The sequence below is a fragment of the Roseivivax sp. THAF30 genome, from assembly GCF_009363575.1.
Lineage (GTDB): Bacteria > Pseudomonadota > Alphaproteobacteria > Rhodobacterales > Rhodobacteraceae > Roseivivax > Roseivivax halotolerans.
Genome location: NZ_CP045389.1, coordinates 1,835,197 through 1,850,163 on the forward strand (window position 1 = coordinate 1,835,197; position 14,967 = coordinate 1,850,163).

The following is a 14,967-nucleotide window of genomic DNA, read 5'->3' on the forward strand; positions in this document are numbered from 1 at the left end:
GAGACCCTGCGCGTCGGCCCTCTTCGGCACATTTCTGCGACGGGGCATTCCCGACCTCGCCATGGTGCGATTCCGCGGATCATGGCGTTTTCCCCCGGCTGAGAGGCACGAATATCCCGTTTCGAGACGCGTCAGACGCAATCCGTTGAGTGTCATCACCCGGGGTTTGACCCTCCTCAGCCATTGCCGCGAACAACGGGGCGTCGCGCCAGTCCAGAGTCGTCTGCGGGCGGCTGACTGCCCGCGCGACGTCGGTTCCATCGGCGATGAGTGGCGCGAGGATGGCGAGGTAATTGCGGGTTTCACGCGGCAAGGCGCGGCCGGTATCAAGGTGCTCTTGGTAGCGCGCAGGCCCGGCATTGTAGGCCGCGAGTAAGCCGGGCGACCCGAACCGGTCGTACATTTGCCGCAGATAGGCGGTACCGGCCAGGATGTTGTCGCGTGGATCGAAAGGGTCATTGCCAAGCCGGTGGGCTGCGCGCAATTCGGCCCAGGTGCCGGGCATGATCTGCATAAGCCCCATCGCCCCCGCGTGGCTCACCGCGCGCGGATTGCCCGCGCTCTCGACCTCCATGACGGCGCGGATCCAGGGCTGCGGGATGCCGAACCTGCGGGCGGCTTCTGCGATATGGATGTCGGTGGGTTGCTGCTCAGATGCTGGAACACTGCGGTCCTGAGCGATCACGGCGAACGGTGCCACGGTGATCGGCATGCAGAGGATCAGTACAAGCGCGGTCGTGACGCCCGCGTGCCGACGGCTGTGCCCGGGTTCAAGAACTCGCATCTTCCGCCCCTCCAAATGTCCAAAGAGGGATGGCACGCCCGAGGACCGTATCCGCTGACAAGGGCCCGAAATAGCGTCCATCGAGGCTGTCTGCGACACCGGCGACGAGCAAGAAAACCTCGTCCGAGGCGAGCGTGGCACATCCCGTCCAACGGGGAAGCGGGCGGCTCTGTTGGTCAGCCGATGCTGCCTGGGCAACAACGGTGCCACCGATGGCGACATCGAGACCATCGCGACAGACGGTCATGCCGGAGACGGCCGCGATGCGTTTCAACAGCAAGGTATCCGCACCGACATAGCCGCGCTCAACCACCCAGGATGACAGGTCTTCCGGCAGGCGCACGGCAACGAGATCGCCCAGCGATGGCGGGTTTGACGCTCGAACAATGTAAAGTCCGACCGGCACGCTTGCTGAGGCATTCCAGATCAGACGCGGTGCGCGGTCGATCTGTTCTGCAGCGAGCAAGCCGAGGGACAAACCGGCCGCGAGGAGGGGAGGGGCCGCCGCGTTCATATCGTCACCATGCGACGCTTGAGCCAAGCCGCATGCCGGGCAGGAGTGTAGGGACGGGGCTCCATTGCCGCGGTCAGGCGGTTGTGGACGTGCCGCCAATGATCGGGGCAGACATCTTCCGTCGCGATGCCATAACTTTCCACGATATCGATGGACCGAAGCGCCGCCTCGACCTTGGGCCAACCGGAGAGGCGCAGCAAAAGCTCGCCGCCCGGTGTCACACAGGGCACCGTCGAGCAGGGCTCGCCTGCACCGACGGCGCGCAGAATATCGATCCGGCTTTCAACAGTGCCGTGGTCGTTCGACGACCAGCGGACGAGCGCGAAGATTGCGCCGGGGGCGAAGGCCACGCGCTTTTCCGTGCGCGTCAGGATGGTTTCCTCGGCCATCCGACCGAAACGGATCCAGCGCTCGATGCGCCCTTCGATCCAGGTGAGGTGGACAAGTGTCTGCATCGGCTCAGCGCCCACGCCGCAGATAGGCCGGCGAAACGGCGGCATGGCGTTTGGCGGGTAGAACGCGGTCTTCGGTCTCGTCCGAGGTCGAGGTTTTCTCGCCCCTCGTGACCCAGGCTTGCAGATCGTCGACCGCGTAGACGACACGCCCGCCGATTTTCGAATAACGCGGGCCGGTCCCGTAAGTCCTGTGTTTTTCCAGCGTGCGGCCAGATAGGCCGAGAAATCGGGCGGCTTCCGGCGTTCTGAGGTAGCGGGGCGGTAGTCCTTCGTTGGGGTCGGGCATTTGAGCATCTCCGGTGGCTAGGCCGCGCGACGGCGCGTCGCGGGCTGTCGGAGGTCATCAAAACGGAAGAGCGCGGTGGGGAGGGATGACGAAGATCGTGGCGCGAAAACGTCACCCCCAAAGGCCAACAGGATCAGGGACTGATGAGGGTTCGATTTTCGGAGATCGCGCGGTGATCACTTGCGCGGCTTGGAGCGCCCCGTGGGTCCTTTGCCGAGAAGGAGAAAGCGATAGCCTTTGGTGGTCAGATGCGTGCCATGGGCGGACAGTCGGGTGATCTGGGCCTTGAGGGAGCTGGTTTTCCAATGTTCGCGGGACACAGCCTCTGCGCCGAACAAATGCCCCGCGATTGTCTGATAGCTGGCACGATCCCGGCGCGCGTCGAGCGTGCGCAATGCAAGCTGGATGCGCCGTCGCTGCTGCGACGTCAGGGGCGGAGGGGATCGTTTGCGGTACAACAGCTGCGCGCGAAGCGACTCGAGAGAATTGATTCGTGCCGCCCAATGTTCGTCCAACGGCACCAGAATCCCAATCGGGCATTGGAGGCTTTTGGCATCTAGCATGAGCAATGCGCCTGTTGCGAGGCGCACATATATCAAGCCGTCCTGCGTTCCGATGACGGTCAGATCATCTGCATCGATGTGCGGCGCGGCGGTGTCGCCGCCGGGGACCGGCACAGCATACCCGACCGCTGCCGGGGCGATTGAAGGCGTCCAGAACACGGGTGCTTTGGGTGCGTCGATGTCCGGATCAACCGGGAAATCGTAACCCCCATGCAGCCGGTGATTTCAATCCATCCCGCATTCGCGGGTAATTGGCGCGATAGTCGGAATTGCGGCGCAAGCATTCCCAGGCCAGCCCGGACAGGTCGAGTCTGTCGAAATGCTTGTAAGCCGCTTCGTCTTGCCAATCTTTGGTCATGGCGAAGCTCCGCGTCAGCTGTTTCGATGGACAATGAGTATAGCTTGGTGACGCGTCAAAACGACGGCAAGAACGGTTGCCCTGCGCAACCTGCGCGGGTGTTCGCCGATGTCTTACGGATAAGGCGAAGTTCAGCCGTTACCGCCCTCAAGCAGCTTGCGATAGCCGTGCTCCGTCATCCAACGAGCGCGGGCGAGGTGGCTGTCGTACATCTTTTTGGCACGCTCTGGTTCTTCGGCGACATCTATACCGAAAAGAATCTCACTGACTTCATGCAGGCTGGCACCGCTTTCAGCGGCATCAAACAGGCGCAAGTACAGCGTCATATGCGCGTGGTCGTAATCGGTCAGCTCATCGCTTTGTGGTGCGAGATCAGCGATCGGCGTGGTGCCGGTGGCAGACATGATTCCCCCTCGCCGTTGGGCGTTAAGGCTCATAACAGCACATCAGATTGCATGTGCAAGGTCGGATTGCGGTCATTCAAACTGCAGATGAGCATTATAATACGTCGCACCAAAATACGCGATAGGTTCTTTACTCGCGGATGGACATCCGCGTTGTTTTTGCAAGGAATCTCAAGCACTACCGCCAAGTTTGCGGGCTTACGCAGGCCGCTTTGGCGGCGGCGATGGAAGTCGACCGTGCCCATGTCAGCGCCATGGAGCGCGGCCAGCAGAACGTGACCTTGCAAACATTACAGCGGGTCGCGGAGCATCTGGATGTGGCGCCCGCCAAGCTAATCGAAGAACACTCGGAACTCGACTAGGGTATCCGGATCACGAAATCCCTATCTGGTTTCGGAGGCCGGATTGGATGGAGGCGCTGGACCGCTTGGAGGCTCGGGTTTCGTTGGCTGCCCGAGGTGTGCATTTTCACCCGCGTGCTTTTCTGCGCCTTATCCAGTCGGGCCCGGCATAGGTCACGGCGTGGATATGGACCTCGCGTGCATCATCGTCGATAGTGAAGGCGATCACGGCCTTCCGGCCTGCAGGAATGCCGCGCAGCCCGAGCGTAATCCCATCCCGAAGGCTGCCCTTTTGGGCAGTTCGGTAAGGCTAGCGATAGCTGCTTCGATCTCGTCCAACCTGCGCGCTGCCTATTGTGGGCCGGCATAATCGTTCAGCCAGCGAATGATCGCGTCTAGATCCTCCGAAACCGCCGGATGGAACCGGATGCGATGGCTCACGCCTCGCGCTCGGTCTGAAGGCTGGCCCGGGCGGCGGCAAAGGCTTTTTCCGCCGAGATATAGTCGGCGCGCGGCCGGTCGAGCCGCGCCCGAATTTCTTCGGCCATCGCGCCAAGGGCCAGCTCGCGTTCCTCTTCATCGCGCATCATCTGCTCCAGAGCCGCTGCCACAGCCGCGCTTTGCGAGGCGAAGGCGCCTTGGCCCACCTTGTCGGTCAGGAACCGATGGTGGCGGTCGGTGAAGCTGATGGTTGTCTTGACGGTCATGCTGAGCTCCGAGATATGACTTAGCCATATAGGCAAAGGCTTGAACACCAACAAACTCTTCGAGGGGCGGGAAGCGGAAGTTCGCTGCGCTCGGACACTTAGTTGCGACAGACGGCTGTTTTCCCCGTTCCCATCCACCGCAAAGTCTGCACCTACGGGTTTACAAAAGGACCAGCAGCAAAGGCAAAACACTAGTGACAGACTAAGCAGATTCCGCTTCTGGTAGAGGGCATTCACTGCTAAGTTGTCTACACCTTGTGGTACGAGTAGTGAGCTACTCCCCATCTCTTGGACAGGATCTGGCGTGATTTAAGCTACTCGTTGCACCTGCTGATCGGGTTGGTTGATATCATTTCTTTGCCAGTAGGCCAGAGCCGGAGGCTGGCCGCCCAGGGCTGAATGCGGGCGCTGGTGGTTGTAGAAGCTCATCCATTTCCGGATGGCCTCTTTCGTCTCCGATCCGGTCTCCCAGGCATGCAGGTAGACGCACTCGTATTTCAGGGTGCGCCACAGCCTCTCGATGAAGATGTTGTCGAGGAACCGGCCTTTCCCATCCATCGAGATGCGCACGCCGGACCGGCGGAGCCGGTCGGTCCAGGCAAAGGACGTGAACTGGGATCCTTGATCGGTATTCATGATCTCGGGCGATCCGAACTTGTGGATGGCCTCGGTCAGCGCCTCGACGCAGAAGTCGGCCTCCAGCGTGTTCGAGATCCGCCAGGACAGGACCTTGCGGGTGTGCCAGTCCATGATCGCCACGAGGTATAGGAACCCGCGCCTCATAGGCAGATAGGTGATATCCGAGCACCAGACCTGGTTTGGGCGTTCTACCCGCAGCCCTCTGAGCAGGTAGGGATAGGTCTTGTGCCCCTTCGCCGGCCTGCTTGTGTTGGGTTTCTGATAGATGGGCATCAACCCCATCAGGCGCATCAGCCGGCGTATCCGCTTCTCGTTCACGAGATGCCCGTCATTGCGCAGGTGCCAGGTCATTTGCCGGACGCCGAAGAAGGGCGTCTCCAGGAACTGCTCGTCAATCTGCCGCATCAGGCCGAGGTTCTGTTCGGTCTCTCCCTTCGGCTCGTAGTAATAGGACGAGCGCGCGATCGACAGCAGCTTGCACTGCTGACCGATGGACAGCTGAGGATGGTCAGGCTCGATCATGCCGCGCCTCACTTCCCGCCCCAAGGCTTCAGCTTTCGTTCCAAAAAAGAGTTGGCCACCGCCAGCTCCCCGATCTTGGCGTGGAGCTCCTTCACCTGCTCCTCGTCCATCTCGGGTTTCTTACGGCTCCCGCGCTCGAACACGCCGGACGCGCCTTCGAGCAGGGCTCGCTTCCATTGATGGATCATCGTCGGATGCACCCCGAAGCGGCTCGCCAGCTCGGCCGCCGTCTCTTCACCCTTCAGGGCTTCCAGCGCGACCTTCGCCTTGAACTCAGGCGCGTGCTGCTTGCGTTTCGACATCTCTGATCTCCTTCTCGTCGAAGATCAGCAGACTGCAAATCGTAGCTTATGTCAGTGTCCGAATTTCAGGGGGTAGCTCACTCTCAAACCACAGAGCAGTCACACTCGCTGAGGAAAAGGGGTTCTTGAAGCCAGAACTAGACGACCGTCTTGGCACGATGGAAGCCCTGTTACAGACACGTCGAAGGCTACGGTCTGAGATTATTCTCAACGATGCAAAGTCCATCTTGGCAAACAGGTTTCAATCAGACCTATGGTCATCACTCTCTGAGGCTCAATGGGTTTCTGCGACTGCGCCCACTGCAGCCGGCAAAACTTTTGCTGTGCTGAATTGGCTTCTTCGGCAACATGCGACAGGAAAGTCGAACAGTTCTGTCTTCGTAGCCCCAACCCGAGCGCTCGTCTCCGAAGTCGAGCGACAATTGAATGACTTGAAGCTCGTTCACGGCCTGAACGATCTTAGGCTCAGGACCCATTGATCATTACGGCGCTGCGTGATTCAGCCTTCGCCAGAAGGAGGCTGACGATGAGCGATCTTTACTGGCTGAGCGACGCGCAGATGGAGCGGCTGCGGCCCTACTTTCCGAAGTCGCATGGCAAGCCGCGGGTCGATGACAAGCGTGTTCTGAGCGGGATTATATTCATCAATCGCAACGGCTTGAGGTGGCGGGATGCGCCGCGTGAATACGGCCCGCACAAGACGCTCTACAATCGCTGGATCAGATGGAGCCGCATGGGCGTGTTCGCCCGGATCATGGAGGGGCTCGCCGCCGAGCAGGCCGATTGCCGGACGATCATGATCGACGCGACCTATCTGAAGGCGCACCGCACGGCCTCGAGCCTGCAGGCTCAAAAGGGGGGCGTGGCCGCCTGATCGGCAGGACCAAAGGCGGCATGAACACCAAGCTCCATGCCGTCACCGACCGGGAGGGCCGACCTGTCCGCCTCTTTGTGACCGCCGGCCAAGTCAGCGATTACAAGGGCGCGCTCGCGCTCCAGAGCGGCTTTCCGCAAGCTGACTGGCTTCTCGCCGACCGCGGCTACGACGCCGACTGGTTCCGTAACTCTCTGTCGGAAAGCAAAATTCGGGCCTGCATTCCACCGCGCAAGTCGCGCACGATCCCGATCAAATACGACAAACGCAGATACCGCAGGCGCCACCGAATCGAGATCATGTTCGGACGCATCAAAGATTGGCGACGTGTCGCCACCCGTTACGATCGGTGTCCGAAGGTCTTCCTCTCGGCCATCGCACTCGCCGCGACCGTCATCTATTGGCTATGAGTCCTGAGCCTAGAGAGTGGGAAGCGCTAGACCTTCCAGTTTTGGTAAAGCGAGAGATCAGCCGAGTGATTGAGCAAAAGCGCCTTGAGGCTTCAGGTGCAGCAGGCATCGAGGAAGCGTGATGGCCAGAGCGCAACCAGTTAATATCGGCGGCATTGATTTTCCCAAGAAATCAGCTGCTCTTGCGCACTTGCGTGGCATTTTGTACCGCTTCGAGTTCGAAGAGCGGATTTCCGGAGCGGACGAAGAGTTTCTCAAAGCCGCTATCGAGCGGCATCCCGATTATCTGGAAAAGACCGGCGTTGGCATCGAACAATTCTTCGTAGGAAGAGGGGACTTTGGAACCCGATGCTTCTGGGTTCGAAGGATTGACGGGACTGAGGTTCGTTTTTCCTTTAAGAGCTGCGTTTAGTATTGGTCGAGCTGCGTCGCAGCGACAGATGCTAGTGTGAATGTCCGCTTTGGACCGGACCCGTTGCGGTCAAGTATAACCGCGAGTCGCTCGCGGTCAGCACAAGATGAGTAGAGGTCACCCCGCCCGGTGATCCCAGGCGGGATCGTCTGCTGTCAGTCGCCGTTGCGGCGGGTGTTGGGGCGCGACCAGATGAGGCTGAAGGTTTCTTCGCCACCTTCGATCACCGTGTCGTCGAAGAGGTTGGCGTAGATCGGTTGGGTGAAGCTCGGATCGTCGAGCTTGAGGCTCAGGTAGTCGCGGCCCTCGGCCGAGCGCTTGGACCAGGCGGCGCCGATCTCGGCACGACCAACGAAGACGCGGTGGGAGGGGGCGTTGTCGTTCGGGGTGCTGTCCTCGGGGACGATGCGGACGGCTTTCGCCTGAACGCTGAGGGTGACGATTTCGCCGACGTATTCGCTGCCGGTCTTCTTGAAGTTTCCGATGGTGGCCATGTCATATCTCCTTTTGGCTTGTCCGAGCCCGCGCCCTTCGCGGCCTCGATGGCGATCGTCAGGACCGGGGCGATCCGCCGACGCAGCCCCTGTGGCCCGCAGCGCCAGCGGAGGACGGCAAGGCCGGTCTTTCTTGTTCCGCGAGGAATGGCGGACCCGATATTGTTCGGGTTGCCAGGGGAAGAAAGTCCGGACGCGCTGTTGCGTTTAAGGAGGTCGAGGCGTCAGCCGATCCCGGTCAGATCAGCCGTTGAGAGGCCCGCAAGGGACGCGTGGCGTCATGGCATGGAAAAGGGGATGACAGGCTACCTCTGGACCGCGCAAGACCCCGGCAGCAGACGTCGTGCAAAGACAGGTTTTGGCGTGCAGGCGGAAACGGTGCATGTCCCGGACGTGCCTCGCTACCCAGGGATTGCTCCCTCTCGCCGTGTCTGTGTTTGTCTGCCGTGATATTCGGTCTGCCAGCGATCCAAGTGCATGTGCGACCAAGGTCATGCGCCACAAAGTGGGTCTCGGCGATCTGGTTTGCTCAGCCTGTCCTGACCAACCGCAACGCTGCGGTGACGGCGAGGATCGAGACCTGTTGCAGCAATCGGTTGCGGCGCACTCTGGCGATGTGGCGGACGGCACGCACCGGCGCAAGCTTCACAGGGCGTTCAGTGTTCACCGAAAGACGTGTGCGGATGCGAGTCTGACATGGCGTTGACCTCGGACCAGCCCGACACCCGCGCCCAAGCTGTACCGCCGATAATGAGCGCGCCCAGCCAAGACAAGAAGGTGATGGCGGTGTCGCTTGCGCTGCCAAACTCGGCAAGACCCTTTGCCGCGTGAAACCCGGCTATCCCGGCGGGGACCGCGTAGATCAGACCGATGGCGAGTTTGAGCGGAGCCCAACGGATGCGGTCAAAGGCGAATTCACCCAGAGCCGCGACGAAGCCGCCGATGAAGAGGCCCGCAATGATCGACAGAAAAACGCCTTGGCCCGTTTCATACAGATACATACCGGACGTCAGCCCGATGGCGAAGGGCAGGGCGTAGACGGCCAGGTTGAACAGGATCCAGCAGAGGGCACCAAGGCCGAACAGAGTGAAGAGGGTGGAGAAAAACATGAGGCACTCCTTTCGAGAACAAGGATCGCGCCGCCACCTCCTCCATTGGCACGGGCAGATCATAGCAGAAAACGGCCCACCCCGGGAGGGTCCGGGGCGGGCGTCGGCGAAAATCCGGTCATGCCGGTGTGGCGGCTTTCGGCCGGAAGTCGAAGAGGGGAATGCGCATCGCGCGGGCTTTGTCGGCGAGATTTTCGGTGATGCCCGAGCCCGGGAAGACGATGAGGCCGATGGGGAGGGTGTCGAGTAAATGGTCGTTGCGCTTGAAGGGGGCCGATTTGCCGTGCCGCGTCCAGTCGGGCTTGAAGACGATCTGTGTCACGCCGCGTTTGTCGGCCCAGGCGGCGGCAATCCGTTCGGCCCCGCGTGGCGCGCCGCCGTGCAACAGGACCATGTCGGCATGTTTCGTGTGGACGCGGTCGAGGGCCGCCCAGATGGCCGTGTGATCGTTGCAGTCGAGCCCGCCGCTGAAGGCGATCTTCGTGCCTTGCGGCAGCAGCGGTTCCAGATCGGCCCGGCGCTTCGCAGTGAGATGATCGCGGCTGTCAATCAGGGACGCAGTTAAGGTACGCCGGTTCACGTGGCTGCCCGTGCGCGGGTGCCAGGTCTGGCCTAGATGCGCCTCGAAGCCCTCGGCGGCGAGATCGCGCATAGCCTCAAACGCATTGCGCCGCTCGATGAGCGTGATGCCCTCCGCGATCAGGGTTTCCAGTTCGACCGAGCGGACCTCGGATCCGTCCTGTTCGCGCTGTGCGCGTTTTTGTGCCTGTTCGTTGCTGTCGAGATCCCGGCTAGTCCGCGTCGCCATGCGGTGAAACATGTTCGTGGTGGACCAGAGCAGGTCTTCGAGGTCGGGCTCCAACCGCGTGTCGGACAGCGTCGAGACGAGCGCGTCGAAAATGTCGGCGATGGCGGTGCGAATGGCGTCGGGCTCCGGCAAGGGGCGGGGATCGGGTTCGTCGGTGAAGGGGCGCCAGCCGTAGAGCTGCAGTTCCTCGAGTACGACGGCGGTGGAGGATCGGGTTTGAAGATGTGTCTCGGTCATAGTGTAGTCTCCGTTTTTCGAAGACCGCGCCTCTCGCGGCCTTCCCGGGCGACGAAAAAGCGGGGGCCGGGCGGGTCTGCACCGCCGCGCCTGCGGCGGCCGAAGCGAAGCGGAGGACGGCTTGCCGTTGCGGGACCGGCCGGGCTCTGCTCCGTCTCGACCGCTCTCGGAAGGACGGAAGGCGTGGCTCTGATCGCGGAGGCGCTGGCCGACTGCACCGATCCCGATCAGTCGATGGCGTGGTCGAGGAAGGTCACGGCATCCTCGGGCGCCAGTTGCGGACGCAGATGCGCGCGCAACGCGTCGCGGCCATTGGCCCGCAGATCGTCATTGAAATCGCCGAGACAGGGGGAGAGGTGGATCGCGTCGATCCCGGCCTGTCTGGCCCGATGCGACAGATGGTCCGCGGCGGACAGGCCTGCCGGGTCGGCATCGACGGCGATGTAGAGGCTGCGAAGATCGGCGGGCAGCTGCAGGGCTGCGAGATGATTGGCGGACAGAGCCGCCACCGCAGGCAACTCCGGCAGGGCCAGATGCAGGGAGAGCATGGTCTCCAGCCCTTCGCCTGCGGCCAGCACGCTGACCGGTTTGCCGATGCGAACACCATGGCCGAGGAGATTGCCCATGGCCTTGCGCGGTGGAATGACCGGGGCCTTGTCCGCAGTGGCGGGGTCAAGCCATGTGCGGTGCAGGCCCGTGAACCGCCCTTCGAGGTCCGTCACCTTGGCGAGCAGGGCGGGCCAGATCTCGGGCGGGTCTGTCAGTGCGTGATCCTCGCGCCAGTAGAAGCAGTTCGGGTGAAACCGAAGACTATCGAGTTGGCCCAGCCCGGTGAGGCCGCGCCTTGCGAGATAGCGTTCTGCCAAGGTGCCAGAAATCGGCTGGCCCATGGCCCAGAGCCGCCGCGCGGCCTCGGGTGAGCCGCGAGAGGCTGGCGAATTGGTGGCGCGATGCCTGTCCATCTGCGGCAAACTGAGAAACCTGCGCGCTTCGTCCAGCGCGTCCCTCAGGGTGGTGATACCCATGTTCAGGGCGATCAGATCCAGAAGGTCCCCGTGCTGCCCGGTGGCAGAATCGGTCCACTTGCCAGCCGCGCCGGGTCCAGAGGTCGGTCCCGATAGCCGAATATAGAGACTGCGGCCTCGCGTGTTCTGCACGTCGCCTACGATCCAATAGCGGCCTTGCTTGCGTCCGTTTGGAAGGTACTGTCGGCAGACGGCCTCGGCATCCTGGGCAAGGCGGCGGGCGATGTCGGCGGCGGGGCTGTGCATGGTTAGTGCCTCCTGTCGTGGATAGAAAAAGGGGCCCGCCATTTCTGGCGGACCCCGGCTGCCGGAACTCTGGGGGAAAGAGCTCCGACCTGCTCGAAGGTCACTCGGCGGCTGTCCGGGCGAAGGCGTCACCGGCGACGGGATCATCTTCCCCCGAGTGTTCGGAATCTCCGATAGCCGGTTCGCCGCCGTCTTCCGCCGATTGCGCTTCGCCAGTCTCGGGATCGTCGTCCGAAGGTCCTCCATCGGCGGTGTCGGTGTCGTCGACCAACTCGATCGCCGGTGCGTCCTCTTCCGGCAGCGGCGGCGTGCGCAGCGGGTCGGGCAGCCAGCCGGTGCCCACAAGCAGGTCCTCTGCGGCGGTCACCATTTCCGCCTTCTTCAGCCCGGCGATCCGGTCAGCGGCGTCCTCACCCTTCGACTCGCGCACGGCTTCGAGGATGCACGCCTTGGTCACGCGGCCGAGGTAGCTGTCGCCTGTCACCGTCCAGCCCGCCTTGGCCATGTCGAGCCCGACGGTCCCGGCCAGCACATCCGCATGCGCGATGGCGCGCGGACGGCGCTGGTAGGGATCGTGGACGGCATTCACGCTCATCGCCACGCAATGGGCGAAGAGCGTCTCGCGGCTGCAGCTGTCGAACTCGGTCAGCGCCTCCCAGAGGTCCTCGGATGCCTTCGGCAGGTTGCGCGCCCAGGTCTCGTGACGCTGGTCGATGGCCTGCGCGTAGGCCGTGTCGCCGAGGCCCGGCACCTGCGATCCGAACCCCGCATTGCGCGGTTCGATCTCGACGCAGCTGTCGATGGCGTAGCGATAGAAGAGCCGCAAGGCCATCGCGTGCAGGGCCGCGAGGAAGGCGACCTGCGGGTCCTGGGCCAGCGCATTGCGCAGCGCCAGCGTGCGATGGGCCGTCAGTTCCATGACGAGGCGGTCGGAAAGCGGTTTGAGGCCGTCATCCTCTTCCTCCTCGTCCGCCGTAGACACGGCGGTGTCATCAATGTCATCGTTCGGCGCCGCTTGCGGTGCGACCTCACCGGCGTCCTCCACCTCCTCGACCGGCTCATCTTCGGGCCGCACGTAGCCGCGCTCGACCCGCAGCCGGCCGGAACTGTCGATGCTGACGAAGGCTCCTGCCAGCGCGAGGTCTTCCGCCTCGTACCGGATCGGACGCGCCTCGAGGGCCTCCATCGCCTCCTCGATCTCGCCCAACCGGGCATCGACATCGTCGGGCAACTCGTCGGCCTCTGCATGCTCGGCCTCGAGCGCGTCGTATTCCGCCTTCAGCGCCTGGTAGCGGGCCTCCTCCTCGTCGGTCATCGGCACCGCTTCGCCATGAACCCGGCGCATCTCGAAGGTGTGGCCATAGGGGAACTCGGTGTCGACCTCGACCCATTTCCAGCCCTCGGCGCGCACCGCCTCGGCCTCCTCGGCAAGCTTCTCGCGCACCATGACGTCGAGCAGCGCGGCATCCTGCAGCCAGCCGCCGTCGTCCTGCTGGAACAGGTCGCGCAGGATCTCGCCCCCGGCCTCGACGTAGTCGTCAAGCCCGACGAATTGCGCCCGCTTGTCCGACGCCCGCACCGCACCGTCGGTCAGCATGCGGCGGATCTCGTAGGGCTGCCGCGAATAGTGTCGCTGCAGCGCCTCCCAGACCTGCTCCTGCCGCGCATGATCGGGATTGACCGTGAAGGCCATGAGCTGGTCGAGCGTAATCTCCTCCTCGGCATAGGCGTCGTGCAGCGATGGTGCCACGGCGGCAAGCTTCAGCCGCTGCTTGACCACGCTGGCCGGGACGAAGAACGCCGCGGCGATCTCCTCCTCTGTGCGGCCTTTCTCGCGCATCGCCTGGAAGGCGCGGAACTGGTCGAGCGGATGCAGCGGCGCGCGTTGGACGTTTTCGGCGAGACTGTCCTCCTCGGCGAGCCCATCGGTGCGGATGATGCAGGGCACCAGCGCGGTCTTGTTCATGCGCTTCTGTTTGACGAGCAGCTCGAGCGCCCGAAACCGCCTCCCGCCGGCGGGGATCGTGTACATGCCGGTCTCGGCGCCGCTATCATCCAGCACGGGCCGCACGGTGATGGAGCTGAGCAGCGTCCGCCGCGCGATGTCCTCGGCCAGTTCCTCGATCGACACGCCGGCCTTCACGTGGCGCACGTTCGACTGGCTGAGCATCAGCTTGTTGAAGGGAATGTCGCGCGAGGCGCTGAGGGTGATTTTCTGTTGCTTGGTCATCGGGATATCTCCGCGACGGGCCAGCCGGGAGCCTCTCTCCCGACCTCCAAACCCGTCACGGAAAACCCGGCACCCCTCTTACTCTTGGAGCACCAGTCGGGTCATGTGGACTTGCAACGCAATCCATATGGACGTATGTTGTCAGTCAAGCTAGGAAGGAGCGCGAACAAATGGAAAACGTAGTTCTGGAGCGACCTGCACCGGACCGGCAGGGTGTTGCTCTCAAGGCCTTCGCTCGGATCGCGGACGCCTGGTCGCTCACCCTGCGGGAAGCTGCGGCACTGGCGGACATGTCGGAGTCGACCTGGAAGCGGGCGAAGAAGCCCGATTTTGCGGGGGATTTGACGCGGGACCAGATGCTGCGATTGAGCGCGCTGATCGGTCTCTACAAGTCGCTCGAACTCTATTTCAACGAGCCGATCTCGCGGAACTGGGCGAAGCTGCCGAACCGGGGTCCGGAGTTCGACGGCGCGCGGCCCGTGGACGCGATGATCGCGGGCGGGTTGCCCAAGATCCTGCGCGTGCGGGGCTATGTCGATGCGCTGCGGGGCGGGGTTTGAGGATCACGTCGGTCAATGACCGTGCTCTTGTCAGGCTGATCTCCGAGACCCATCACAAGCCCCCAGTGCTGCGGGGGCTGGTCGACAGCGACGAGGAGGCCGCGGTTCTCGCCGAGATCGAAGGCGAGACCAGTGCCCGCCTGATCGCGGAAGCGCAGGGCAGCCCCGCACTCGACCGTCGCGAACTGGCCTTCGCGCGGCGGTCTCATGACCTGACTCTTTACGGTCAGAGCCATATCAATGCGGCCTTCACCTACACGCGACCCTCGGGCAACCGGTTCAACACCGGTGAGCGCGGCGCGTGGTATTGCGCCTGGGACATGCTGACGAGCGCGCAGGAGGTTGGGTTTCACCGGACCCGTGAATTGGGCTTCATCGGCCGCTACGAGGACGAGGCCCGCTACGTGGAACTGCTGGCGGATTTCATCGGGGATTTCCCGGATCTGCACGGGGAGGAGCATCCGGCGCTCGATCCGGTCCCCGAGCGGGGCTACGCGGCCGGGCAGCGCCTTGCAGGGGATCTGAGATCAGAGGGGCATCGTGGACTGATCTACCCATCCGTGCGCGACCCGGGCGGGCGGTGCTTCGTCGCCTTCGATCCCGGTATCATCCAGAATGTCCGTCCGGGCGCGAGCTGGAAGCTTGTCTGGCAAGGCGCGCCGGAATTTACGATCGAGGGGCTGTAAC

General features: G+C 62.9%; 20 protein-coding genes. 6 read left to right on the forward strand and 14 right to left on the reverse strand.

Features of this window, described 5'->3' with window-relative positions:
• Positions 1-79 precede the first annotated feature (79 nt).
• The 7 genes from FIU91_RS08945 to FIU91_RS08970 form a co-directional block, all read right to left on the reverse strand.
• Entirely contained in the window at positions 80-784 is a 705-nt protein-coding gene (locus tag FIU91_RS08945; RefSeq protein ID WP_172974974.1) for a lytic transglycosylase domain-containing protein, read from the reverse strand.
• Entirely contained in the window at positions 771-1,298 is a 528-nt protein-coding gene (locus tag FIU91_RS08950; RefSeq protein WP_092811246.1) for a S26 family signal peptidase, read from the reverse strand. The genes FIU91_RS08945 and FIU91_RS08950 overlap by 14 nt, the downstream gene beginning before the upstream one ends.
• On the reverse strand, positions 1,295-1,753 hold the full coding sequence (locus FIU91_RS08955; RefSeq protein ID WP_152455350.1) for a DUF2840 domain-containing protein: 459 nt from the start codon (positions 1,751-1,753) through the stop codon (positions 1,295-1,297). Before FIU91_RS08955 ends, FIU91_RS08950 begins: the two co-directional genes overlap by 4 nt.
• A 4-nt stretch (positions 1,754-1,757) precedes the next feature.
• Positions 1,758-2,039 carry an AlpA family transcriptional regulator gene (locus tag FIU91_RS08960; RefSeq protein ID WP_021100692.1) on the reverse strand — a complete coding sequence of 94 codons (282 nt, stop codon included), beginning with the start codon at positions 2,037-2,039 and terminating at the stop codon, positions 1,758-1,760.
• 176 nt (positions 2,040-2,215) lie between these two features.
• The gene (locus FIU91_RS08965; RefSeq protein WP_152455351.1) at positions 2,216-2,761 is read right to left on the reverse strand and encodes a DUF2285 domain-containing protein; all 546 of its coding nucleotides are present in this window, start codon (positions 2,759-2,761) and stop codon (positions 2,216-2,218) included.
• A gap of 28 nt (positions 2,762-2,789) precedes the next feature.
• Positions 2,790-2,960, reverse strand: coding sequence for a transcriptional regulator domain-containing protein (locus tag FIU91_RS19400; RefSeq protein WP_172974975.1), 171 nt, complete (start codon positions 2,958-2,960; stop codon positions 2,790-2,792).
• A gap of 131 nt (positions 2,961-3,091) precedes the next feature.
• Positions 3,092-3,364 carry a DNA -binding domain-containing protein gene (locus FIU91_RS08970; protein ID WP_092811240.1) on the reverse strand — a complete coding sequence of 91 codons (273 nt, stop codon included), beginning with the start codon at positions 3,362-3,364 and terminating at the stop codon, positions 3,092-3,094.
• A gap of 140 nt (positions 3,365-3,504) precedes the next feature.
• On the opposite strand from FIU91_RS08970, the gene FIU91_RS08975 reads away from it, so the two are divergent.
• Entirely contained in the window at positions 3,505-3,726 is a 222-nt protein-coding gene (locus FIU91_RS08975; protein WP_092811238.1) for a helix-turn-helix domain-containing protein, read from the forward strand.
• Positions 3,727-4,142: 416 nt separating this feature from the next.
• Here FIU91_RS08975 and FIU91_RS08985 read toward each other — a convergent pair whose 3' ends face one another.
• Together FIU91_RS08985 and FIU91_RS08990 are read right to left on the reverse strand one after the other, a co-directional pair.
• A complete protein-coding gene (locus tag FIU91_RS08985; protein WP_092811236.1) occupies positions 4,143-4,412 on the reverse strand; it encodes a hypothetical protein in 270 nt (89 codons plus the stop codon).
• Between the two features lie 309 nt (positions 4,413-4,721).
• Positions 4,722-5,875, reverse strand: a protein-coding gene (locus FIU91_RS08990; RefSeq protein ID WP_371418279.1) for an IS3 family transposase whose coding sequence is annotated in 2 segments (ribosomal slippage) — positions 4,722-5,623 and positions 5,623-5,875 — 1,155 coding nt in all. Because the reading frame shifts where the segments join, the coding sequence is not laid out codon by codon here.
• A gap of 158 nt (positions 5,876-6,033) precedes the next feature.
• Between FIU91_RS08990 and FIU91_RS19795 the strand changes: the two genes are divergently transcribed.
• The 3 genes from FIU91_RS19795 to FIU91_RS09005 all read left to right on the forward strand — a co-directional run bounded on the left by FIU91_RS19795 (position 6,034) and on the right by FIU91_RS09005 (position 7,571).
• On the forward strand, positions 6,034-6,354 hold the full coding sequence (locus FIU91_RS19795) for a DEAD/DEAH box helicase (protein ID WP_371418286.1): 321 nt from the start codon (positions 6,034-6,036) through the stop codon (positions 6,352-6,354).
• Between the two features lie 47 nt (positions 6,355-6,401).
• Positions 6,402-7,159 (forward strand): IS5 family transposase gene (locus FIU91_RS09000; protein WP_152463698.1). Its coding sequence is split into 2 segments (ribosomal slippage): positions 6,402-6,726 and positions 6,726-7,159, totalling 759 coding nucleotides; the frame shifts between segments, so codons are not numbered across the junction.
• 121 nt (positions 7,160-7,280) lie between these two features.
• Entirely contained in the window at positions 7,281-7,571 is a 291-nt protein-coding gene (locus FIU91_RS09005) for a DCL family protein (RefSeq protein ID WP_092811230.1), read from the forward strand.
• 155 nt (positions 7,572-7,726) lie between these two features.
• Here FIU91_RS09005 and FIU91_RS09010 read toward each other — a convergent pair whose 3' ends face one another.
• From FIU91_RS09010 to FIU91_RS09030, 5 genes are all read right to left on the reverse strand, one after another.
• Positions 7,727-8,065: a DUF736 domain-containing protein gene (locus FIU91_RS09010; protein WP_092811228.1), complete on the reverse strand. Its 339-nt coding sequence runs from the start codon at positions 8,063-8,065 to the stop codon at positions 7,727-7,729.
• Between the two features lie 656 nt (positions 8,066-8,721).
• Positions 8,722-9,174: a hypothetical protein gene (locus tag FIU91_RS09015; RefSeq protein ID WP_175471140.1), complete on the reverse strand. Its 453-nt coding sequence runs from the start codon at positions 9,172-9,174 to the stop codon at positions 8,722-8,724.
• A gap of 118 nt (positions 9,175-9,292) precedes the next feature.
• Positions 9,293-10,219, reverse strand: coding sequence for a DUF2493 domain-containing protein (locus FIU91_RS09020; RefSeq protein WP_092811226.1), 927 nt, complete (start codon positions 10,217-10,219; stop codon positions 9,293-9,295).
• A gap of 227 nt (positions 10,220-10,446) precedes the next feature.
• A complete protein-coding gene (locus FIU91_RS09025) occupies positions 10,447-11,490 on the reverse strand; it encodes a toprim domain-containing protein (protein WP_152462203.1) in 1,044 nt (347 codons plus the stop codon).
• Positions 11,491-11,590: 100 nt separating this feature from the next.
• Entirely contained in the window at positions 11,591-13,720 is a 2,130-nt protein-coding gene (locus FIU91_RS09030) for a ParB N-terminal domain-containing protein (protein ID WP_092811222.1), read from the reverse strand.
• 170 nt (positions 13,721-13,890) lie between these two features.
• On the opposite strand from FIU91_RS09030, the gene FIU91_RS09035 reads away from it, so the two are divergent.
• Both FIU91_RS09035 and FIU91_RS09040 read left to right on the forward strand, forming a co-directional pair.
• On the forward strand, positions 13,891-14,280 hold the full coding sequence (locus tag FIU91_RS09035; RefSeq protein ID WP_092811220.1) for an antitoxin Xre-like helix-turn-helix domain-containing protein: 390 nt from the start codon (positions 13,891-13,893) through the stop codon (positions 14,278-14,280).
• On the forward strand, positions 14,277-14,966 hold the full coding sequence (locus FIU91_RS09040) for an RES family NAD+ phosphorylase (RefSeq protein ID WP_092811218.1): 690 nt from the start codon (positions 14,277-14,279) through the stop codon (positions 14,964-14,966). The genes FIU91_RS09035 and FIU91_RS09040 overlap by 4 nt, the downstream gene beginning before the upstream one ends.
• Position 14,967 lies beyond the last annotated feature (1 nt).